Annotated in this window: 22 protein-coding genes; 19 read left to right on the forward strand and 3 right to left on the reverse strand. The window is 70.1% G+C overall.

Translation table 11 applies throughout. The features are described 5' to 3' along the window. Positions 1–40: 40 nt before the first annotated feature. The 3 genes from OG876_RS31300 to OG876_RS31310 are packed head-to-tail and all read right to left on the reverse strand — an operon-like array spanning position 41 to position 2,197. On the reverse strand, positions 41–1,111 hold the full coding sequence (locus tag OG876_RS31300; protein WP_442914038.1) for a tannase/feruloyl esterase family alpha/beta hydrolase: 1,071 nt from the start codon (positions 1,109–1,111) through the stop codon (positions 41–43). Next, positions 1,104–2,030 carry an ABC transporter ATP-binding protein gene (locus OG876_RS31305; protein ID WP_328520262.1) on the reverse strand — a complete coding sequence of 309 codons (927 nt, stop codon included), beginning with the start codon at positions 2,028–2,030 and terminating at the stop codon, positions 1,104–1,106. The genes OG876_RS31300 and OG876_RS31305 overlap by 8 nt, the downstream gene beginning before the upstream one ends. Continuing rightward, the gene (locus OG876_RS31310; protein WP_328520263.1) at positions 2,027–2,197 is read right to left on the reverse strand and encodes a hypothetical protein; all 171 of its coding nucleotides are present in this window, start codon (positions 2,195–2,197) and stop codon (positions 2,027–2,029) included. Before OG876_RS31310 ends, OG876_RS31305 begins: the two co-directional genes overlap by 4 nt. A 150-nt stretch (positions 2,198–2,347) precedes the next feature. On the opposite strand from OG876_RS31310, the gene OG876_RS31315 reads away from it, so the two are divergent. The 19 genes from OG876_RS31315 (at position 2,348) to OG876_RS31405 (ending at position 21,900) form a co-directional block, all read left to right on the forward strand. Then, complete coding sequence (locus tag OG876_RS31315) at positions 2,348–2,767, forward strand: hypothetical protein (RefSeq protein ID WP_328520264.1); 420 nt, start codon at positions 2,348–2,350, stop codon at positions 2,765–2,767. Positions 2,768–2,910: 143 nt separating this feature from the next. After that, positions 2,911–3,645 (forward strand): AfsR/SARP family transcriptional regulator, encoded by a 735-nt coding sequence (locus OG876_RS31320; protein ID WP_328520265.1) that lies wholly within the window; start codon positions 2,911–2,913, stop codon positions 3,643–3,645. 95 nt (positions 3,646–3,740) lie between these two features. Then, positions 3,741–4,469, forward strand: coding sequence for a hypothetical protein (locus OG876_RS31325; RefSeq protein WP_328520266.1), 729 nt, complete (start codon positions 3,741–3,743; stop codon positions 4,467–4,469). A 43-nt stretch (positions 4,470–4,512) separates the two neighbouring features. After that, on the forward strand, positions 4,513–5,703 hold the full coding sequence (locus OG876_RS31330; RefSeq protein ID WP_328520267.1) for a hypothetical protein: 1,191 nt from the start codon (positions 4,513–4,515) through the stop codon (positions 5,701–5,703). A 13-nt stretch (positions 5,704–5,716) separates the two neighbouring features. Beyond that, the gene (locus tag OG876_RS31335; RefSeq protein ID WP_328520268.1) at positions 5,717–6,163 is read left to right on the forward strand and encodes a hypothetical protein; all 447 of its coding nucleotides are present in this window, start codon (positions 5,717–5,719) and stop codon (positions 6,161–6,163) included. Positions 6,164–6,198: 35 nt separating this feature from the next. Continuing rightward, positions 6,199–6,429: a hypothetical protein gene (locus tag OG876_RS31340; protein ID WP_328520269.1), complete on the forward strand. Its 231-nt coding sequence runs from the start codon at positions 6,199–6,201 to the stop codon at positions 6,427–6,429. Next, positions 6,426–9,257 (forward strand): hypothetical protein, encoded by a 2,832-nt coding sequence (locus OG876_RS31345; RefSeq protein WP_328520270.1) that lies wholly within the window; start codon positions 6,426–6,428, stop codon positions 9,255–9,257. The genes OG876_RS31340 and OG876_RS31345 overlap by 4 nt, the downstream gene beginning before the upstream one ends. Then, complete coding sequence (locus tag OG876_RS31350) at positions 9,254–10,894, forward strand: hypothetical protein (protein ID WP_328520271.1); 1,641 nt, start codon at positions 9,254–9,256, stop codon at positions 10,892–10,894. Before OG876_RS31345 ends, OG876_RS31350 begins: the two co-directional genes overlap by 4 nt. A gap of 1 nt (position 10,895) precedes the next feature. Then, positions 10,896–11,390 carry a hypothetical protein gene (locus OG876_RS31355; RefSeq protein WP_328520272.1) on the forward strand — a complete coding sequence of 165 codons (495 nt, stop codon included), beginning with the start codon at positions 10,896–10,898 and terminating at the stop codon, positions 11,388–11,390. A gap of 9 nt (positions 11,391–11,399) precedes the next feature. Then, positions 11,400–11,957 carry a hypothetical protein gene (locus tag OG876_RS31360; protein ID WP_328520273.1) on the forward strand — a complete coding sequence of 186 codons (558 nt, stop codon included), beginning with the start codon at positions 11,400–11,402 and terminating at the stop codon, positions 11,955–11,957. Then, a complete protein-coding gene (locus OG876_RS31365) occupies positions 11,954–13,951 on the forward strand; it encodes a hypothetical protein (RefSeq protein ID WP_328520274.1) in 1,998 nt (665 codons plus the stop codon). Before OG876_RS31360 ends, OG876_RS31365 begins: the two co-directional genes overlap by 4 nt. After that, positions 13,951–14,298, forward strand: a complete 348-nt coding sequence (locus OG876_RS31370; protein ID WP_328520275.1) for a hypothetical protein — start codon at positions 13,951–13,953, stop codon at positions 14,296–14,298. Before OG876_RS31365 ends, OG876_RS31370 begins: the two co-directional genes overlap by 1 nt. A 7-nt stretch (positions 14,299–14,305) precedes the next feature. Next, positions 14,306–14,836, forward strand: coding sequence for a hypothetical protein (locus OG876_RS31375; RefSeq protein WP_328520276.1), 531 nt, complete (start codon positions 14,306–14,308; stop codon positions 14,834–14,836). Continuing rightward, a complete protein-coding gene (locus OG876_RS31380; protein WP_328520277.1) occupies positions 14,833–16,302 on the forward strand; it encodes a hypothetical protein in 1,470 nt (489 codons plus the stop codon). The genes OG876_RS31375 and OG876_RS31380 overlap by 4 nt, the downstream gene beginning before the upstream one ends. Positions 16,303–16,309: 7 nt before the next feature. Continuing rightward, positions 16,310–18,535: a hypothetical protein gene (locus tag OG876_RS31385; RefSeq protein ID WP_328520278.1), complete on the forward strand. Its 2,226-nt coding sequence runs from the start codon at positions 16,310–16,312 to the stop codon at positions 18,533–18,535. A 24-nt stretch (positions 18,536–18,559) separates the two neighbouring features. Beyond that, positions 18,560–19,576: a hypothetical protein gene (locus OG876_RS31390; RefSeq protein ID WP_328520279.1), complete on the forward strand. Its 1,017-nt coding sequence runs from the start codon at positions 18,560–18,562 to the stop codon at positions 19,574–19,576. Between the two features lies 1 nt (position 19,577). Continuing rightward, complete coding sequence (locus OG876_RS31395; RefSeq protein WP_328520280.1) at positions 19,578–20,258, forward strand: hypothetical protein; 681 nt, start codon at positions 19,578–19,580, stop codon at positions 20,256–20,258. Beyond that, a complete protein-coding gene (locus OG876_RS31400) occupies positions 20,255–21,196 on the forward strand; it encodes an ATP-grasp domain-containing protein (RefSeq protein ID WP_328520281.1) in 942 nt (313 codons plus the stop codon). The genes OG876_RS31395 and OG876_RS31400 overlap by 4 nt, the downstream gene beginning before the upstream one ends. Then, positions 21,193–21,900: a hypothetical protein gene (locus tag OG876_RS31405; RefSeq protein WP_328520282.1), complete on the forward strand. Its 708-nt coding sequence runs from the start codon at positions 21,193–21,195 to the stop codon at positions 21,898–21,900. Before OG876_RS31400 ends, OG876_RS31405 begins: the two co-directional genes overlap by 4 nt. Positions 21,901–22,049: the final 149 nt, after the last annotated feature.

The raw sequence follows: 22,049 nt of genomic DNA on the forward strand, positions 1-22,049 counted from the left end.
AAGGTCGTTGCCATGGGCACCGACCTTGACCGTCCCGCACTCAGTAGCCCACGGCGCAGTAGAAACTCGACGCGCTGTCCGTGCTGCCCCCGCCCAGGTACCGCGCGACCTTCGGATAAGCGCACAGGGGCCGGGTCCGAAGCACCTTGCCGTCGTCGTCCTTCCTCGAGGCCTCGATGCTCGCCGGCGCGGTGCCGTGGGCCGGCTGCCCGTAGAAGGACGTGGTGAGATCCTTGCCGGTGGCACTCATGTCGTGGATCGCGCGGTACCCGAAGTCGTCTGCACTGGCACGGGTCACGGTCAGCGGCAGAACGCACGCCGCCGCAACACCGGCCGCCACGATCGCGCGTCCGCGAGCGGGCCGCCGTTGGTGGGTTCGCGTCGGCTCCCAGCGGAAGATGGCCAGCGAGACGAGGAGGCCGGCGACCGACCAGGAGCACAGCACGAGGACGGCGCTCGCCGGCAGCGCCGTACCGTCGAGGGCGTGGCTGGTGGCGTCGATGATCGGACGGACCGGGAGATACTCCGCGACGGTGTTCACCCACGATGCCTTCACCGGATCGCCGACCGTCCCGGAGAACAGCACCACGGGTAGATAGGTCAGGCCGAGGATGGGGAACGCACTGCCGACGGTCGAGATGAAGCCGGTCACCGCCGTCGCCGCGGCCGCGCACGCAATCGCTCCGAGAGCGATCGAGGCCAGTACGCCGATCGCTCCGATGGCGTCCAATGAGATCCCGAAGAAGGCGACACCGGCGAGTACGGCGACCGCGCCCGCCAGCACCGAGACGACCACGGTCGATGCGATCTGCGCGCTCAGATAACACCAGGCCGGCAACGGTGTCGCGCGCCAGCGCCTCATCACACCGGACTCCCGCGCGGCCACGAGGCCGATGCCATGAGTCGTCCAGGCGGTCATCGTCGTACCGAGAACCGCGCAGCCCGCGAGCCGGGCCGGGGTGACGTGTCCGCCGGACGAGTTCAGGACGAGCAGCAGGACGGGGAGCACCAGGCCGGTGCTCATCGCTCGGGGCGTGCGAAGCAGCAGCCGGATCTGATGCCCGACCTGTCTCAGGAGAAGTGGTACGACGGGTGGCAACTGGTCAGGCACGTTCGAGCTCCAAGACGTCGAGGTCGCCGGCGAGGGACAGATAGGCCTCTTCAAGGCTTGGCGGGCCGACCTCGAGAGCGGCCAGGTCGAGCCGGTGGCGTCCGGCCCAGGCGACGAGGTCCGCGAGTACAGGTCGGACCTGGTCGGTGCGGACGCTCAGGACTCGGTCGATGAGATCGAAGTGACTCGCCAGGGCGGGTGGTAGGTCATCGAGCGGCGCGCCGAGCGGCAGGGGATAGCGAATGCGGCTGACCCCACCGCCGGCCCGCAGGTCGGCGGGAGTCTTGTCGGCGACCACACGCCCCCCGGACAGCACCATGACGCGGTCCGCCAATTGATCGGCCTCGTCGAGGTAGTGCGTGGTCAGCAGGACCGTCGTCCCCGCGTCGTTCAACCGCCGCACGGTCGCCCAGCACCGGCGTCTGGCCTCGGGGTCGAGGCCGGTGGTGGGCTCGTCGAGGAACAACACCTCGGGATTCCCGATCATCGCGAGCCCGAGGTCGACCCGCCGCTGCTGGCCACCGGACAGTGTGCCGACGCGGGCCTTCGCGTCGTCGGCGAGGTCGATCAACTCCAGGACCTCGGGAACTGGCCGTGGGTTCGGGTAGAGACGCCCGAACAGACTCAGCAGTTCGGCGACGGTCGGCTCGGTCTCGAGGCTGGTCGACTGCAGGACGAGTCCGACCCGCGCGCGCCAGCGGCGGCCGCCGCGTAGCGGTTCCACGCCGAGCACGCGGACCTCGCCGGACGTTGGCGCGGAGAACCCCTCCAGGATCTCGATGGTGGTCGTCTTGCCGGCGCCGTTCGGTCCCAGTACAGCGACCAGCTGTCCCGCGGGGATGGCGAAGCTGATGCCGTCGACGGCAGCGAAGTCTCCGTACCGCTTGGTGAGCTCGTGGACGATGATGGCGTCGGTCAACGGTCGTCCCGGTTCTTGGCGCTGACGACGACGGTCACCAGGCTCCAGGCGGCGACGCCGGCGCCTACGGCGATGAGCAGGGTCCGATGGGTGGCGATGCCGAACACCGCCAGGCCGATCCCGATGAGTGCACGCAGATAGGGGTTGATCCCGAGTAGTCGAAGCATCTTCCCAGCCTCCGCGAGCAGGTGGCGGGTTTCATCGGCGTCGCTGTTGATCTTCGGGCGCGTGCCGTCTCCATCCGGCGATGGAATCCATCCATCGCTGGTACGAACCCACGTCGGCGTCCGATGGGGGTAGCCAACTAGGCTGGCGGCGTGGGAGATCAGGCGAACTGGCGTGCGGAGCGGCGGGAGGCGGCCGCGGTGCAGGCCGCCGCGCTGGAGCGCCGGAAGGCCGGCGAGTCGGCGCAGGCGCGCGAACTGCTGGTCGGCTTCGTCCAGGAGATGCGAGCGCGGGGCGTCGAGCCCGAGCCGCTGCGAGCCCAGGTCGTGGGGTCGGGGGCGAGCTACCGGACCGATGTCATCGGCTGGTATCTGCGTCGCAACCGCTCACTGGGTGTGGACGTCGACGCGAACTTCTACATCCTCGGCGTTCCCGCCAGCCTGAAGTCACGCCTGGCGGGCGTCAGCCTTCTCCCGTCGGACCCACCGCTCGCCGTCGGCCAGGGCGCGCGGGACGGCGAGTCGATGCCGCTCAAGGAACTGCTCCGCCTCCGGCTCGAGTCAACGGCCTGAGTCGAAGCGGTCCAGACCAAGGTAGCGGTCGCGCAGCACCAGTCATGTTGCCGACGGCAACAAAACGCCGGGGGCTGTACCGCGGGCGGGTGGAGGTCTAACCTCGGAGAGGGCAATCTGATTGCGCATGTCGGGGGGACGCGATGGCGCTGCGGACGGGCATGCCGGTGATGCGGCTTGCGCTGTTGAGAGGTTTTGCACTCTGTGCGGACGGCCGCACACTCACCCTGCCACAGAACGCCGAACGGCTGCTGACGTTCCTCGCGCTGAACGGCGGGACGCTGCGGCGCGACTACGTCGCCGGATCGTTGTGGCCGGAGTCGGCCGAGGGCAATGCCGCCGCCAACCTGCGGACGGCGGTCTGGCGGATCCAGCAGGCCGGTGGTCGCGTACTCGACGCCACCCGGACCCGGCTGCACCTGGCCGAGGTCGTCGCGGTCGACGTCCTCGAGGCGACCGCCCTGGCGCTGTCCGTGGAGAGCCGGGCGGAGCCGGACGCCGGCGCCGAGCTCCTCGACCTGCTGGACTCCGAGCTCCTGCCCGATTGGTACGAGGAGTGGCTGCCCCCGTATCGGGAGCGGTGGCGGCAGACCAGGCTCCACTCGCTCGAGAGCCTGGCGTTGCGGATGGCGCGGGCTGGTCGATTCGCTGTCGCGGTCGACGCCGCGCTGGCCGCCGTACGGGCCGAGCCGCTGCGGGAGAGCGCCAACCGGTGCCTGATCCAGGTCCACCTCGCCGAAGGCAACGTCTACGAGGCGCGGCGGGTGCTGGAGCTGCATCGGCAGGCGATCCGGGCCGACCTCGGGATCGAGCCGTCGGCGCAACTGGTCGCGCTGGTCAGCGGTTCACGGCACAACGAAGCGTTGACGATGCGATGACGTACGGCGAGGACCGTTGACCCCGGGGGCGTGACCGGACGCCCCGGGACGGCTGGGGGGACCAGCATGGGCATCGAGCGGCGAGCCGGCCGGGCGTGATGGATCCAGCCGACCAGGTCCTGCTGCGGCTCGCCGACCCTGCTGCCCGCCCGACTCTCCTGGACGCCGACGCGCTGCTCCAGCTGGCCATCACCTGCTACGCCGTCGACCCCGCGGCCGTGACCGGTCCGACGACGGCTGTCTACGACCGGTTCGACCTCGCGGTCGCGCTGCCGGTGGAGACCTCCCTCTCCGCCCGGCTGATGCGCGCCGGTGACGCACTCCCCTGGGACGTCGCCGCGGCTTGGGACACCGGCCGGCCACCTACCCCGGGTGCGGACGCTGTCATGGTGGGCAGCCTGGCCGTCCGTACCGCGGGGGTGGGTGGGCTGATCGAGGCCGTCGACGTGACCGAAGTCCCGGTCACGGGGAACTTCACCGCCGCACTCGGTGTCACCCTGCAGCTGACCGCGCCCCCGAACGGCGGGGGAGGCGCACCACCTCTCGTCCTGCCGGTCGTGGTCGCGTTCCTGGTCGATGACGGGACCTCCCCGCGCGACCTGCTGCGCGCCACCGCCGCCGCCCGCCGGGTCGCGCGTTCCTACCCCTCACCGTCGCCCCCTGACGATGCACCGGCCCGCCGCGCCGATCGTGCCGTCTGCTGGCTCGTGCCCGCGGCGACCTTCGAGGACGACGGCTGGCCCGGCGGTACGACGGCGGACGCGCGGCTGGCCGCGGCGCGCGCCTGGCTCGGCCCGCAGGGCATCGCCGTCGTCGTCACCTGAGCATCCGACCGCACCACCCACCCCGAAAACTCCGGAGGACTGCATGAGCACCCTGGTGCAACCGGCGTACCCGTACGTGAACGTGACCATCGACACCAGTGCCCTGGTCCCCACCGCACAACGCAACCCCGGCGTGGTCGCCGTCGTCGGCAACGCGGCGGCCGGCGCGTCCGCGCCGGCCGCGACCCCGGTCGAGGTCACCGACCACGCGTCGATCATGAGCTCCTTCGCCAGTGGTACGACGGCCAACGCGCTGACCCGGAGCCTGGACCTCGTCCTCGCCCAGGACCCGCGGCCGAGCAAGGTGTACGGCGTACGCACGGCGACCGACGACGACTACGCCGAGGCGCTGGCCGGTCTCGACGCCGCCGACGACGTCACGTTCGTCGCGCTCGCCGGCGAGACCACGGTCGGTACGGCGACCAGCGGCGCGACCGCGGCCACCGGGCTGATGGCGCTGAAGGAGCACGTCGAGACCGCGTCGGCGGCCGGCAGCAAACGGATCGCGGTGGCGATGATCGACCCGGCGACCCCGCGGTCGGCGACCTACGTCACCGACGTCCTGGCCACCGACGATCCCTTGCGCAGCGACTCCGGCCGGATGGTCCTGGTCGCCGCCCGCGGGGCGACTCTCGACCCGACCAGTACGACGGCCACCGCCGACGCCGCCGCGGCCGTGATGGGCGCGATCGCCGGGTACCCGCCGGGGACCAGCGTCGTCCTCAAACAGGTCCGTGGCTTCACGATGCCGGTGACCACTCAATACACGCCGGCCGAGATCACCGGGCTGGCCGGGCAGGGCGTCATCCCGCTCGTCGATCCCGCGCTGATCCCCGGCTCCGGTCTGTACCTCGGCGACGGCGGGCTGTTCTCCAGTGACGCGGCCCGCAACTACGTCGACCTGCTGACGCTGCTCGACCAGCTCGAGTTCTCACTGCGGGCCGGGCTGATCGGGGCGATCGGCGACACCTCGATCACCAAGGCCGGGCTGACCGCGATCCGGGTCCGGATCGAAGGCATCGTCGGCCCGTTCGTGGCGTCGGGTGCGATCGACTCGTTCGTGGTCTCGATCCCGCTGCTCGCGATCCTCTCGGTGCCCGAGAACGCGCGGGACGCCGCCGATGCGGCCCGCCTCGTCACGGCCCGCCAGACCCGGCAGGTCGACGTGACGCTGCTGGTCGAGATCGCCGCCATCGTCCACCAGCTCGACGTCATTCTGAAGCCGCACTTCTGAGGCAGGAGCAGCGATGACCATCACGCAGTCCGACTGGAAGACCCGCCTGGGCGTCCGGTTCACCGTCGACGGGAACGAGACCCGCGTCTTCCTGGCCCAGTCCTACGTCCCGACGTTCGGCACCAGTGCCGAACCGCTGCACTCGATCGAGCGGACCCATGTTGGCGTGGTCGCGACTCCACAGTCGCTGACCTTCACGCTGTCCGTCACCGCGATCGGGCCGGCCGTCGCCGAGCTCACCGCGCTGGCGCTGCGCGGCGATCCGTTCGACATCGTGCTGCTCGAGCAGGAGGGCGACGACTGGTCGTTCTCCACGATCGTGCTCGAACAGTGCTACATCACCAGCGCGGCCCCCGGTTCGGCCACCGTCAGCGGAGCGCCGGTCGCGACCTTCTCCGGCTTCTCCCTCGCCGCCGCCGTCACCGACACCGCCGGCACAACCACGAAGGCACCGCAGTAACGATCTCGTGACCAGCAGATCCGAGGGGAGTCGTCATGGATGAGCCGAGCGTCGTCGAGCGCACCGGCCTGGTGCTGCTGAGCCAGGGCGAGCTCGTGGTGCCCGCTCCGGACAGCGAGGCGGTGCTCGCGCGGATCCGGGACGACGGGCTGGTGCTCGAGTTCCCCGTCGAGGTCGAGATCCGGATCGTGCCGGCCTGCGATCCCGAGGACCACGTGTACGCGACGCTGAGCCAACTCACCGCGGCGCTGGAGGCGCTGACGTGACGACGGTGCGGATGCCGGTCAAGGTGCGGGTCGAGGTCACCGAGGACCGTGTCGACGACGAACTCGTCGCGCTGGTCACGGATGCCGTCGACGCCGCGCTGGGCCGGGCCGTCGATCGGGCGCTGACCGTGCGACTCGTCAGTGCGGCGACGGATTGCCGGGTCGTCGCGAGCAGCGTGTCAGTCAGCGGCGATCCGGTGCCGGGCCGGGTGTCCGGTGCGCTGGAGGAGTCTTTACTGACGAGCGTCGACTTGGCGGCGGCTCGGCTGACCCGTCGTACAACCGGGTCCGAGGACGTCGAGGTCAGGTCCGGCCAGGGGGAGCGGCTCGACGACGATCGCCTGGTGGCGGGTACGGCGGGCGACGCGTACCAGGTGCCGTACTACGACCACGACGGCAAGACGGCGGACGTGCGGTTGCACGGTATGCCGCCGGACCCCGGGACGGCAGGAACGGGCAAGCCGCAGCCGCAGCGGCTGCGCAGACTCACAAATCCCCGGGAGATCGGGATTGCGATAGTTCGGCGCATCGGCGGTGTGCCGTCGGAGACGGTTGCCGTCATCGGCGCGCCGCCGGAAGGCGATGGAGCGTTCATCGCCTTCGTCGACTTCGCCGGCACTCAGGCGACTGTGCATGACGCGATGCCGCTGGGCGTGTGGGATTTCCCGGGCGGCAACAAGGAGGCCCGGCTCGCGACCGTCAACTTCGTCAGTGCCGACCGGTGGAGCTTCTACGGCCAGGCCACGGGTGCCGCGCAGGTGCAGGCCTTACTCGTGCAGGCCATGATGATCGACCTGATGCGCGACGCGTCGGGCGTCAGCGAAGAGGACCTGAAGCGCCAGGCCCTGAAGCGGATCAAACGTCTTCCGGCCCGCACCAGCGACACGCTGTACCTCTACCAGCTGACGGCCGCCGGCGCGCCGGTCTGGATCGGCGAGGCCGAGCCACGGATGCCGCGCGGACCGATGGACGTCGTCGTGGTCACCGAGGACGATCCGGAGGAACGCGAAGACACCTACGGCAAGTGCCCGCCGCTCGATTCCGAGGAACCGTCGATGTGGCTCGGCATGCTGGGCCTGCTGCACGATTCGCCCTCGACACCCGACACTCCGTTCCTCGGCGAGCCGGCCGTCGAACTCTTCCCGCCCGCTGTCTCGGCCCGGCTCAGCCGGAGGATGAACGAAGTGGCGGGCCTGCTGCACATGTCCCCGGGGAAATTCGTCGGGGGCTTCCTGATCGCCGCGATGGTGCACATCGACACGAGCTGCCGGAAACTCACCCGCAACCGGGCGCCGATGGGTCCGCAGCTGCGGAACATGGCCGCGGCGTTCGGGCCGGTTCAGGAGCTGGAGCGCGCGTACATCAACACGATGCTCAGCCAGGACGATCGGAAAGCACTGCCGTGCCCGGTCGCCGGACAGTCCAGGGAATGGGTCGAGCGCTTCGCCGATGTGCTCGGTTCGGCCCGCGACGATGCGGTGGCGTCGATGTTCGTCACCCAGTGCCAGGACGTGCTGCTGCAGGTGCTCTTCTCCAGCGGTCACGAACTGCACAAGCGGGCCGAGAACTTCGGGTCGTACATGAAGCTGACCCGGATGCTGCTGACCGTCATGCTCGCGGATGTTCCCGACCTGATGCGGTTGCGCAGTGCGCTGGCCGCCGAGCTGCAGCGTGAGCGGTTGCTGCTGACGGCCTCGTTCTCGGCCGGTGGCGCACTCGCCGCCGGCTGGGTCGAGATGTCCGGGAAGGTGATCGACTCCATCACCGCGAAGCCGGTGTCCCGCGAGCCTGAAGCCGGCACCGTCGCGCGGTTCAAGACCGGCCTGCGGGTGTACGACGGCAAGGGCCGGTGGTGGGGCATGGCCGAACTGGACGCAGTGATCTCCACCCAGCGCCAGCAGGTGACGGCCGTCGACCCCGTGCTGGACAAGATGTCCGAGGTCGACGACGTGGTGGAGAAGCTGAAGGTCGCGCAGTTCCTCGACGCGCGTGCGTCGACCGCCATGGGCCATGCCCTCACGACAGCGGTCGACGACATCTTCCGCGACCTGCTGTCCGACCTGATCAAGGAGAACGACCGCTGGCAGCGCAAGGCAGTCAGCGATCGCAAGCTGGCGTTCGGCCTCGCGAACTTCCGCCGGGACGACGGGGAGAGCGAGATCGGCGCCCAGTTGACGGGTATCTACAAGCTCGCGGACGAGCGGTTGAAGCCGGCGTTCACCGATCCGGCGCCGTACGTCGCCGGCATGCGGCGGCTCGCGGATGTGGAGATCGGCAAGGCCGAGCTGTCGGAGATCCTCAACCTGGTCGGGCTGACCGTGCTGGCCATCTTCTGCGCGCCACTCGCGTTCGCGGTCGGAGTGGTCCAGGCAGCCGAGGGACTGGAGACCGCGTTCGAGCATCGCAGTCTCCAGCGGGCGATGCTCGATGCGGACGAGATCTTGTCCAAGGCGCAGGTCGAGGCGGAGATGTGGGCCGCGGTGATCGGGCTGGCGCTCGCCGTCATACCGGAGGTGCCGTCGGCGCTCCGGGGTGCCCGGACCCTCGGCCGCGCGGCGATGAAGGGTGAGGCGACGGAGGTGGCGATCGCCGCGACCCGGCGGGCGATGCGCGAGGTGGTGCAGAAGCTCGCGGAGCTGAGCCTCGAACACTTCACGGTGCGCTTCGTCAAGGAACTGACGCAGGGCTACTTGATCAACCTCGCGCTGGAGAAGGCGATGAACCGGATCACCGACGCGGTCGCTCACCAGGTGACCGTCACCGGTAAGGCCGGCATCGGCGACGTGGGCGACGTACTCGGTCGTGCGATCGAGGGAGATACGCCATGACGTTCAGGATCCGTGGTCATCCGAGCGAGATCCACGTCCGGGTCGCGCTGCAAGGGCATCCGGTGGTCGACAGTTTCGCCAAGCGGTTCAACGTGGAGCACGAGCACGCACAGACCGTCGTCACCGAGTCCGTCCTCGACGCGATGGATCTGCTCGGGTCGGCGTACGTCACGAAGATGACGCGGGTGGTCGGCCGGATGGCCGAGCTGCGCGAGGCGATCCACCTCGTCTACGAGAAGGTGCTCAACGGTACGGCGGAACCCCTCGACGCGGCCACGATGAACCGGGCCTTCGACGAACTGCACGCGCAGACCAAGGAACTCGCCGATCCGAAGACGTGGGCCGAACGCGACGGCGGTGCTGTCGAGCCGCTGGCACCGTTGGTGCGGTCGGAACCGCCACCACCGCCCGCGGCGCCCGTCGCTCCGCCGGAACCCGTGACTCCAGCTCGTCGTCGGCGGCGGCGGGCGGAGCCGCAGTACCCGGGGGCGCGGCAGGGGGTCGGCGACCGCCCGAGTCGGGCACCCCGCGACGGCGAGGCGATGCGCGGCGGCCGCGGGAAGAAGTGGCGTGAGTCCGTCAAGCGGCCGGGTGACATCACCCTCGAGCTGGATGTCGACGGCCTGTACTGGAAGTTCCCCGACCTCGAGGAAGGCGTCGTCCTGCACTTCCCGGACTACGGCTACCGGGTCTGGAAGGAGCCGGGCACCGGGGCGATCGTCGAGGAGTTGCTGGCCGGGCCGAGTGTCACGAAGGCCCGGAGGTTCACTCGCGGAGAGGACGTCCTGTTCAGCGCCGCGGACGTGAGCGAGGCCTACCGCGCGGCCGGCACCGAGCGCGCCCATGGTGCCGGCTCGCCAGGGCTTGGCTTCGACGCGCCGTACGGCGTCGCCCACGCGGTCCGCCGGATCAACCAGTGGCTGGAGAACCGCGGCGTCGAGCAATGGGTCCGCAACCTGCGGGACAACGCGGAGCCGGGGGTCGAGTACCTGTGGACGACGCGGACGAAGAAGAGCGGACAGACTCTGGCGGATCGCGAGTACACGATCAGTGCGGTCGTCGAAGGACAGATCTTCGAGCTGTACGTCTTCGAGACGAGTGTCCCGACCGGGTCCGCGCCGAGCGACGCCAACGTCCAGTTCGAGCTGATCGGAGTGTCACCGGCCGCCGAGGTGTTCGGCGCACCGCTGACCAAGGAGAGCCGGGCGGCGCTGGAGTCCGCGGCCGAGGCGGGAGAGACCGGGACCCGGCCACCGATCGAACGGGTCGAACCGCCGGAGGTCATCGTCGACGCTCTCGGCCGGACCCGGAGCACCACGCCGGAACTCGCGCACCCCTCGGTGGCGCGGACCGGTCAGCGGCTCGAAACCCTGACGAAACTGCTCGAGGGCAAGCTGTTGAAGCACGCATTCACCTCGAAGGACGTCCGGCTGGTCGAGGCGATCGACGCGTTGACCAACGCGGTCCAGGACCTGCACCGCGACATCACCACGGGTCCTCCCGATCCGGCCCGGCTCGCTCGGATCGATGCGGCGATCAAGGCGTTCTCGGGTCGCGCTGCCCGGTGGACCGATCACGTGACCGCCGCCGATGTTCGTGCGCTGGTCCGTCAGCTGAAGGCGCTTCGAGGGGAGTGAGATGACCAGCAGCTTCGCGCCGTACCTGCACACCCCCAGCGCGGTGCTGTTCGACGGTGTCGTCCCCGTGCCCCTGTGGGCGGTCACCCAGCTGTCGATCGACTCGACGTTCTCCGTGCCGCCGATCGGCGGCACGAGCCGGCGGGTGGCGTTGCCGGCCCACGACGACTCGATCGGGCTGAGCGCCGTACTGATCGGGCCGCTGCGGATGGAATGGAAGACCGCGCTGGAGAACATCGCCGAGGCGAGCCGCTACGGCACCGTGATCTCTCCGAAGACGGGTGGCCTCGGCACCGGCCTGGTGCTGGTCTCGAGCGCGACGGTCCGCACCAACCTCGCGGTCCAATCGCTGTCGTTCAGCTTCACCGCCGCCCGCCGGGACACGATCGACCTGACCATGAGGTTGGTCCACCTGCCACCGCCGGGCAGCCTGACCCGGCTGATCGACGTCACTGCTATCGGGGTCGGCGCACTCACCGACGTCCTGCCCTTCTGAGGCGGCCGGATGACACAGCTGCCTGCCTTCGTCTCCCGGCCGATGGTCGACGCGTACGCCGACGCCCTCGGAGCGGACGCGGTCGCGCCGACGCCCACGCCCGCGGGCACTGTCGTCGACTCACCGTTGACGGACGGCATACCGGCCAGGCTCGCGCTGGACGCCTCTCGCACTCTGGTACTCGCGGTGCCGGTCGGGGTTGCCCGGGTCCTGCTGGACGCGGATCCGTTGACCGTGGTCTGGGACGACCGCACCGCCGGTACGTCGACCGACCGGACACCTGTCGACATGCCCCGGCCCCGGTTGACCCTGCTCGTGGACGAGCGCATCGCGGACAGCGCCGTACTCGTGGAGCATCGGGCGATCCGCTTCGCCGACGGCGGACAGGCACAGGTCGAGGTGGTCGTGGACCGCCTGGTGCTGACCGCGGCCGCGTTGCGATCCGCCGGCCGTTCGAGCAGCCGGATCGTCCTGCGCTGGCGCGACCTGCTGGTCGCGGGCGATGTCGGCCCGGCTTCGACCGCCGGGGATCCGGCCCTCGATCTGGTCCGAAGGAGCGCGCCATGACCATGACCGATCCGCTCGGCAGCCCGAGCCGCGACGTGACCCCGGGGACGTTGCCGACCTGGGCCGTGGTGTTCTCCGACGAGCGCGAAGGTGGGTCGCCGCGGCTGACGATCAGCGGGGACGTGTACGACGGCATCGTCTCGGCAACGCTTCCGGCGGACCTGTCTGGCGGACGGTACGAGATCGTCGTCGAGGGACTCACGGACGAGGACTACCAACGCATCCGGCTCCCCGCTGGGAAGCGCCTGCGGGCGGCGATCCACCTGTGGTGGAAGGACTCCGGTTCCGGCGTACTCGCGGACCTGACCCGGGCCGCGGGTCTAACCGATCTCCTCGGCGGCAGTCAGAGCCCACCCGACGGCAGCCTGGTCGCGGTGATCCGGGTCGACACGGTACGGCGGCAAGCCGGGGAGCGCCGCTACGACACCATCATCAGCGGACGGGAGGTCGTGTTCGCCCGGCTCGGTGCGGCTGTCGTCCGCGGCGGACTGTGTTACGACAACCTCGATGCGGCCGCGCAGGGCATCGCCCGGGACGCCGGCGTGGCAATCGTGACGCACGGGTTGAAGACGCTCACCCCGGCGGCGGATCAGAAGGACTTCGCCGATGTCCGCCCGGGTTCGGCACTCGATGCGATGCGGACGGTACGGTCGCAGGCCGCGGCGGCGCTCGGTCTGCAGGGCCTGTCCACGGCGATTGTGCGCGATGGCGTGCTGCATGTCGGGTTGTGGACGGCAAGGGACGCCGTCACGGCGCGACTCGGGGTCGAGCGTGTCCTGGACGAGTCGGTCGGCCTGCTCGCGGTGACCCGTGGCGCCGATGCCGACGTACCCATACCTGAGGCCGGCGGGAAGCCGCCTGCCGAGCCGCGAGCGACTGTCACCGCCACCTGTCTCGGCCGTCCGGACGTCAAGCCCGGTGACACCGTCAAGATCCCGCTGCCGCCCGACGACTTCCCGTCTCTGGCGCCGACCGGGCTGGGGCTGCCGCTGCTCAACGACCTCGCGGACCTGGTCGGTTCGCGGTCGAGCGAGGTCGCGGGCTCGAGGTGTCTCGTGACCGGGGTGACGCATCGACTCTCGATCCGGCAGGGCTTCGTCACCGTCGTCCGCGCGGCGGTCCTGCGGGACGACAAGGACGAAGGCTGGGACCCGGTGCCACCGGCCCGGCACGACGATGCGCCCGCCGACGCCGATTCGGTGCGCGGCAGTGTTCCGGCCGATGTGGCGTCCGGGACGGCCAAAGCGTTCCAGGGACTCGCCCGGACGGTGTCGCGCGGCAGCCGCGCGTTGCGTCTCCTGATCGGGCAGGTCCGGGCGCATCCGTCCGCGCAGGGCGGCGGCTCGCCCGACCAGACGAGCAGCGACGTCTGGTACTCGCTGGCCCCCGACGACGGCAAGCCTTCGGCAGTGCGGCGTCTCCAGGTCACCCCGACCGGACATGGCGAACTGCGCCAGGTGCCGGTCGTCACTCCGTTCGCGTACGGCGGGTACGGCCTCATCCTTCCGCGCTACCCGGGTGAGCGGGTCCTGCTCGCGGACACCGGCGGCGGCCAGGACGTCGTCGACATCGGCAGCGTGTGGGACGACGGAGTGATGCCGCCCGCGGCGCCGGGCGACTGGTGGCTGGTCCTGCCGGTGGCGGTGCCGACCGAGGATCTCGCCGCGGACGAGGAAGGCGCGCCGCCCAACGAAGGCTTCGGGAGTCACGACCTCATCGATGCCGACGGCCGCCGGATCGTCGAGGTCAGCGGCCTGACGTTGCGGGTGGCAAGCACGTTGCACAAGTCCACGGAGCGGCCGGATCCGGGGGCGGAAGGTGTCGTGCTGCTGGAGAACACGAAGGACGGCAAGACAGCCCGGATCGAACTGCACAACGACGGCACCATCGCGATCACCGGCACCGGGATCACCCTGGACGCGGGCACCGGTGACATCGCGATGAAGGCGGCGAACGTCAAAGTCTCCGTCTCCGGCACGATGGACGTGAGCTGATGGCGCGCCCGGCGGTCGTCATCGAGGACGGCGAAGTCACGTGCGCCCACGAAGGCACGCGGAGCCTGACCGCTGGGCCGGTGAAACTCACCGTCGGTGCGTCGCCGGTGATCCCGTTGGCTGTGGTCGCGGGCGCCGGGCAGTACTCGGGGTGCAAGTTCAAGGACCCCAACGGGAACAGTCATCCCTGCCTCAGCACGGCCGTGACCAGCACCGGCGCGGCCAAGCTCACCGTCGGCCGCCAACCGGTGCTGCTCGACAACGACAAGGTCACGACCGCGAACGATCTGGCGACGATCTTCTCGGCCACCATCGACCCCGGACAGTCCAAGCTGACCGCCTCGTGAGGACGCCATGAGCCCGATCACTCCCAGCACTCCCGGTCCGTCGTCCGACGAGACGGTCCGGCGCCGCCGGCTGCTCGGTGCCGGTGTCCGGGCCGACCCTGTCGATCCTTCGGACCTGGCCCGCGATGTGGCCTTGCGTCGTACGCCGGGTGGCGTCGACCTCGACGTCGTCGAGGGGGTCGACGCGCTCACGCAGGACCTCGCCGTCGGCCTGACCACGTTGCGCGGCAGCGATCCGTTCAACGCTCGCTTCGGCTTCCTCGGACTCGGCCCGCTGGCGGAGCAGACGTCTCCGGCGATCGCGCGGGAGGCCCTGCGCAGCGCGGTCGCGCAGCTGGTGGCCGCCGATCCGCGCGTACGGCGGATCACCGAGCTGACCGTCGCCACACCGACGGGCGGCTCGCGGGCGCTGGCGGTCACGGTGTCCTTCGAGGCGATCAGCGATGCCGGTGGATCTCTCACCGTGGCCGGACTCGGGCCGGTACCGGACGCCGGACAGCAGGCCAGACAGCAGGATGGACAGGAGGATCGATCGTGAGCGACGACACGAGCCTGGACCTCAGCGAGATTCTGGCGGTGGACGACGAGGTGACCCGGTCGACCGGCAGCGACGGGTTCGGCGTCACCGCGGCCGGGTTCCTGCCCAAGCCGTTCACCCGGCTGCTGGCGGAGAAGATCGCGCTGGCGCGCAGCCTGATCGACGACGACCTCGACCTGTCCAGTAGCAGTGTTCTGCGCAAGGTGCTCGAGATCAGTGCGCTCGAGGACGCGCGGACCTGGGCCGCGCTCGGCGCGCTGTACGACGACTGCTTCGTGAGCACCGCCCGTGGTCGCGCCCTGAGCGATCTTGGTGCGGAGCTCGGCCTCGACCGGCCGTATCTCGTCGCGTCCGGTCGAGTCACGCTCACGCTCGGGGGTGCACTTCCGGCCGGGATCGACCAGCTCGTGCTGCCGCGGGGCAGCCGGCTGAGCACCCCCGGCGGACACCGCGTGGCCCTTGCGGCGACCACGACCTTGAGCGCGCGGACGACGTCGCTGCCGGCGGCCGTCGTCAGCTTCGATCCCGGACCGATCGGGAACCTTGACCCCGCGGTTACTGATGCCGACGGCAACAACCCGCAGAAGATCGATCGCTGGGAAGTTGCCGATGGCAAGCTTGCCGACCTGCTCGCCGCCGACGCGGCGGCCGGACTGCCGGCCGGTGCGTCGGCGGCCGGTCAGGGACTGGTCCGGATCGCGCACACGGCCGCACTGACCGGCGGTGAACAGCACTGGGACGACGAGCGGTACCGGGCCTTGCTGCTGGCGGCGCCACGGTCGATCTGGTCCGCGGAGGCCATCGCCACGACGGTCTCGCTCCTGCCGGGTGTCCGCCAGGTCAGTGTCCGCGACGGCTGGGGCGGCATCGACCTGTCCCAGTCCGTGTTCGGCGACTTCACCTTCCTGGAGCGGATGTTCGCGATCGACCGTGACCTGGCGTCGCCGTACTTCGTCAGCGTCCTCGTCGCCCCGACGGAAGCGGCCGTGTGGGACGGGCCGAACGGGCTGCAAGCATCCGTCGAAGCCGCCATTCGCGACGTCCGCCCGGTCGGTGTCTTCCCTGACGTGGTCGAGGCCGACCAGGTGTTCGTCGGTGTCCAGGCCGAGATCGTGACGACGGGACTGGCGTTGCCGGCCGGGAGTACGGCGAGCACGAACTCGAGCCCGTCGGCGCTGGCGCTCAAGGGCCGGCTCGCGGAGCGGCTGCACCGCATCGTAGACCGCCTCCGGCTGGCCGAACCGGTCCGGTCGGCTGCGATCACGGCGGCCCTGATGTCCGAGCCCGGCATCACCGATGTCGTCAACCTCCGGCTCGTCCGGTTCCCACCGCTGGTCGATGCGGCGGGCAGTACGACGGATGGCAGTGACGGCCCGCAGGTCCTCGACGCCGATCAGAACCTCACGCTCGGCGCCGGTCAGATCGCGGTACTGGTCGACGCCCCGGACCTGCTGTCGGTGCGGTGAGGTGACCATGACAGTCCCGCAGACCACGGCCGACCTGCTCGACCAGGTGTCTGAGCCTGGCGCCGGATCACTCGCGGCCGTCGCCCGCGAGCTCATCGGTCCGCTGGCGGGCGCGACTACACCCGAACCGTTGCCCTGGGACGGTGTCGCGAACGCGCGGGTGACCGTGCCGGCCGGCAGCCGGTACGCCGTACTGAACGTCACACTGCTGGTGGACACCGAGCGGGACCGGTGCGTCGTCGTACCGCGGGTTGTTCAGCCCGGGCCGGCTACGGATCAGCCGGCGGTGACGTTCGAGGTGTGGAGTCAGGCGGGAAGCAGCGTGCCTGGGTACGTCCCGTCGGTGGATGAGTCCGGGGTGGCGCCGCAGCTTCAGTTGTCGGTGTCCGCGACCTTGATCGCCGCGGACGGTACGACGACTCAGCTGCCACCTGGCGAGGTGCGGAATCTGGTGCGGATCGATCTCGTCCAAGGTCTGACCGGCCGGGTGCTCGCGGCAGTCCTCGCGGAGAAGCAGCGGCTGCGGCGATGCGCTCGCGAGGTCACAGCGATGCGTGTGTTGGCCGATGCGCGCGGGAACGCGCTCGATCGCATCGGGTCGGATCTCGGCTGCCCGCGCTTCGCCGACGAGTTGGTGTGGGACGCCGTACGACGATCTCCTGCGACCCAACCGCTGTCGCCACCAGGCCGCCTCGAGGACGACGCGGAGTACCGCGCGCGGCTCGCGCTGTTGCGGGGCTGGCGACTCCCCACGCCGTCCTGGGGTGAGAGCGTCCTGAACAGCGCACCCGGACCTGGCTTGCCGGCTCCGGTCGAGATCGACGAGACCCGCAATGCGGTCCACGTCGCCTTCCGGCTGGTCGCGCCGGACTCCCCGGGCAGTAGGGCGACATTGCTGCAGGCTGTTCGGCAGGTGCACCTGGTCTGGCCCGCCGGCAGCGCCGACGGGGACGCGGCACATCAGGCGCGGCTGCTGCCGCAACGCGTCCAGGATCGGGTGGCGAGGACCCGCGCGGCTCTGGCGCGATGGGCGCTGCCGGATCACCAACCGCTCGCGCCCAGCTTGGCCGGCGCGCTGGAGTTGCTCGAGACCCGGTGCCGTCAACTGGGTGCGCAACCGTGGACAGCTGTCGTGGCCGGACAGCACGATGACGGTGGCTCGCGGTTCGAGCTCGGTCTCGGCGCGCAGCTGTCGGTCCCCGATCCGGCCGTCCTGGATGCGGCGGTTGCCGCTGCACAGGCTCTGGGCGACCCGGGCCTCGTGCCGCGCCCGCGGTCGGACGATCCGGCCGGCGCGTGGCTGCTCGACGCGTGCGGCTTGCGCACCGCGGAACTGTTGCCGGACGCAACCGTGTTCGTCAGCACGCTGCCGATGGGTCCACTCGTCGTCGACCTGACGCCCGGCCCGGACGCGCCGCTGCCGCTGACCGCCACGGCGAGCCTCGTCACGTCGACGAACACCGGGTACGACGCTCCGCTGGCCGCTGTGGTCGCGGCGATGGGAGCCCACCAGCTCACGCCTGTCGACTCGTCGGGTCTGTTGCCGGGAGCACAAGCGGGGTCGGTGTTTCCCGACCTCACCGAGCGGCTGGCGCAGCTCGGCGTACCGGTTGCCGAGCAGCTCGACGGATTCCGGCGGCAGCTGGATGCTGTGTCAACGCGGTTGTTCGCGGCGTTCAATCTCGGGCCGGGCGGGACCGCGGCGATCACCGCTCACCCCGAACAGGTCGCTGCCGTTCTGACGGCGGCAGCGGCGGCGGGGGCCAGCAGTGTCGTCGCGTTCATCGATGCCAACGGCAACGTCGTACTCGTCTTCGGCGTGACAGGGCTGCCGCTGGCGGGGAGCAATCTGGCCGCGCGACAGACGGTGCTCTACCGCTGGGAGTCGCGCGGGCTGGCGGGCGAGGCCGTCCGGCTCGACCCGCGGCGTGGATCGACCACGCAGATCTACGCAGCCGGAGCGGGCATCAGCGTGGTGAGCTGTCTGGCCCACGTCCGCGGACTCGGCAACGACCCGTACGAGTGGAGTCCCGCGCTGCCCGCGGGGGCGCTGTTGACGCTGCGCCAGTACGAGCATCTGATGAACCTGGTCGAGCTGGTGACGCCCGTCGGCGTACGGGCGAACACGTGGGACCTCCGCCAGCACCACGTCGACGTGGACGGCTCCGGGACGCCGTTCCCGCTGACCGCCGCCGCAGCCCGGACCTACCGCCACTACCGCACCGTTCGTTGATCAGCCGCCGCGCAGGAGGGGACCATGTCCACCAACGACAGCAACGCCGAGGGGCCGCTCGTCTTCGGCGTACCGGGAAGCACGATCGCGGCCGCGCTGCGGGAGGCCGGCCTCGGCGAGGACGCGGTGATCGCGGTCCTCGGCCAGGCGATCTCCCGCTCCGCGGCGGGGGCCGAGCGCGAGGCCGGGTTCACGTTCCAGGTGCAGATCGCCGAGACCGCACCGGAGTGTGTGCTGACCTATCAACGATTGTTCGTGCATCCGGACTTCATCGACGGTGTGACCGTGGTGCAGGGCGGGCAGACGCCGGACGAGATCGGGTTCAACGCCCGCTTCCACTCGCTGGAGGGAGAGCTGGACAGCATCTCCCGCGACCTGCAGACGTCGAGCAACTGCGTCGCGGAGCTGCGCCGGGAGGTCTTCCAGCTGACCCAGGAACTGGAGGCGAAGATCACCGAGATCGACGGTCGGCTGGACGCGAAGGGCAAGGACAAGGAAGCCAAGGAGGGGAAGGAGTCGAAGGAGGGCAAGGAAGGCAAGGAGACGAAGGAGAAGGAGCAGGCCAAGGAGGGCAAGGACAAGGAGGGTAAGGACCACAAGGAACACAAGGACAAGGACCACATCGACAAGGTCTCCACCCTGGAGAAGCTGGTCGCCATCGAGAAGCAACTCGACACCCCCTTCGCGCCGAACCTGACACCCGGCGCGCCGACGGGCCGGGAGCGCACCTTCATCACCCTCGACGACCGCCCCGACGTAGGCGCCACCGCCCTGGACGACGAACCACCACCCCCGGCGAAGAAGGCCGCAAAGAAAGCAGCAAAGAAGGCCGCGAAGAAGGCGCCCGCCAAGAAGGCGGCGGCGGTGGTGGAGACGGCGGGAGAGCCGGCGGTGGGGGAGGAGGCCGCGAAGAAGGCGCCCGCTAAGAAGGCAGCGGCTAAGAAGGCAGCCGCGAAGAAGGCAGCGGCTAAGAAGGCAGCGGCCAAGACGGCGCCCGCGAAGAAGGTGGCTCCGGCTCCGCCTGGGACTGCGGAGGGCTGACATGCGGTTGGTGCTTGCGCACGACCACGACATCACCGCCCGCGAGCTGGCCACCCGCTGGGGGAGCGACGCTGTACTTCTCACACCTGCAGAGCTCAGCTCCGAGCACCTGCTTCTCCACCTCGACGAACACGGCGCTGCCCAAGCCGAAGTGACCTCCAGGCCGGAGGTGACGTCAGTGCTCACCCGGCTCGGCGGCATCAGTGCTGCGGACCTGCCGCAGATCAACGCACAGGACGCGGCGTACGCGGCGGCTGAGCTGGACGCGTTCCTGCGCGCATGGCTCGGCGCATGGCCCGGACCAGTCATCAACCGCCCGAGCACCACCTGCCTCAACGGACCCGGCTGGCGCCCAGAGCAATGGATCGTGGCAGCCACAGCGGTAGGCCTCCGGGCCCGTCCGATCCGCCGCCGCGCAACGCTGACCGATAGGCCTGACAACGACCCGAACGACGGCCCGACCGCGGAGGCAACTCGGGTGACCGTTGTCGGCGGCAACTGGTTCGGCATGGCGAGCGAGGAGATCGGGCGTAAGTTGTGCACGCTGGCTGACACAGTCGGATGCTCCACACTCGAGGCCGACGTCGTCGACGACGTGATCACACAGGTCAGTGCCTGGCCGGATCTCACGCCCCCGCACGTCGCCGATGCCCTGGCGCGAGTCCTGGACGGCCCACCGTGACAGCACTCCTCTGGGGACTGCCGGGCGATTCGACGCTGGCCACCGTACACGCCGAGCTCGTCCGGCTCGACGTACCGCTCCTGTTCGTCGACCAACGGCTCGTGCTGGACACGACGGTCGAGCTGACCGTCGGAAAGACCGTCGAGGGGACAGTGCGGATCGGCGACACCGCGGCCGACCTCGCCACCATCGGCGCCGCGTACCTGCGACCACATGACGGCACTCGCGTGGCCGCCGTACGCGACCAGCCGCCTGGCTCACCGGCCTGGCGGCACACCCAGGAAGTCGGCGACGTGCTGTCCGCGTGGGCCGAGCTCACCCCGGCGTACGTCGTCAACCGCCCGTCCGCATCGGCGAGCAACGGCTCGAAGCCAGCCCAGCTCCGCGACATCGCTGCCGTCGGTTTCGCCGTCCCCGAGACTCTCGTGACGAACGACCCAGCCGCCGTCGCGGAGTTCTCGGCCGGTCACGACAGCGTGATCTACAAGTCCACGAGCGGGATCCGGAGCCGGGTCCGATGCCTGGCCGAAGACGTTCCGCTCGAGGACGTGCGGTCATGTCCGACGCAGTTCCAGCGCAAGGTGCCGGGCACCGACGTACGCGTTCACGTGGTTGGGGCCGAGATCTTCGCGACGCGCATCCGCAGCGACGCCGACGACTATCGCTACGCCACCCGTCAGGGCCTACCGCGCCCACGGCTGTCCACGACCGACGTACCCGATGACGTCGCGGACCGCTGCCGCCTGCTGACCTCCAGGCTCGGCCTCGCCGTCGCCGGCATCGACTTGCGGGTCACGCCGGAGGGGGAGTGGTTCTGCTTCGAGGTCAACCCGTCGCCGGCGTTCTTGTACTACGAGTACTGGACCGGCCAGCCGATCGCGACCGCCGTTGCCGGATTGCTGGCCGCTGCCGTCACGTGTGCGCAGGTGACCCGATGAGCACGGCATCGCGGACCCGCCGAGTGTCAGTCGGCTCCGCCGAGGTCTACCTGCACCGAGTCCTCACCAAAGCCGAGGCGGCGTTCGCGGTCCAGCAACTGCTGAGCCCCTCGCCGTCGTTCCGAGACAAGTGCTGGCACTCCGGCCCAGATCTGGCGACGATCGGTACGCCGCTCTATCGCAACCGGAACAGCCTGCAGTCGTACGCCGAACAGGCCCGGGCCACCAACACTCTGCTGTACAACGCCTATCGATGGCTCTACGACCGAGTGGCCGACTTCTTCGAGGACCGCTACGGCCTCCCGGTGGACTTCGTGGACGAGCTTGCCGTCCCGGGTTTCCACCTGATGTCCTACGACCGGGCCGGCCGGTTCGAGGGCGGCGGCTGGCACTTCGACCAGCTCGCGCAGCAAGTGCCGTACTTCGCCGACCGAGCCGCAGCGATCGACGGGATCCTCAACTTCACCCTCCCGCTTGCCGTGCCCAGCGGCGGCACCGGCATGGACATCATCCCCGAACAGGCCGAGGCGGGTGGTCCGCGACAGCAAGTGCACGTGGCCTACCGGCCCGGCGTCGTACTCTTCAACGACTGCGAGCTGCTCCACCGGATCGGCGCCTCGGTCTGCCGCGAAGCGGGCGAGTTCCGCCTGACGATGCAGGGCCACGGTGTCCACTACCGCGGCCGCCTCCTACTGTTCTGGTGAACGGCACCGCATCACCGATCGGTGAGCCTTCGGTTTCGCTCCGGAATCGTGACGGAGCATCCCGCGCGGGTAATCCCCGAACCTGTTGCTCTGACCTTCCACCGAGCCAGTGGACGACCTACCTTGTGGTGGCAGTTTCCCCTGGTGCG

Source organism: Kribbella sp. NBC_00359, assembly GCF_036097425.1.
In the GTDB taxonomy this organism is placed as follows: domain Bacteria; phylum Actinomycetota; class Actinomycetes; order Propionibacteriales; family Kribbellaceae; genus Kribbella.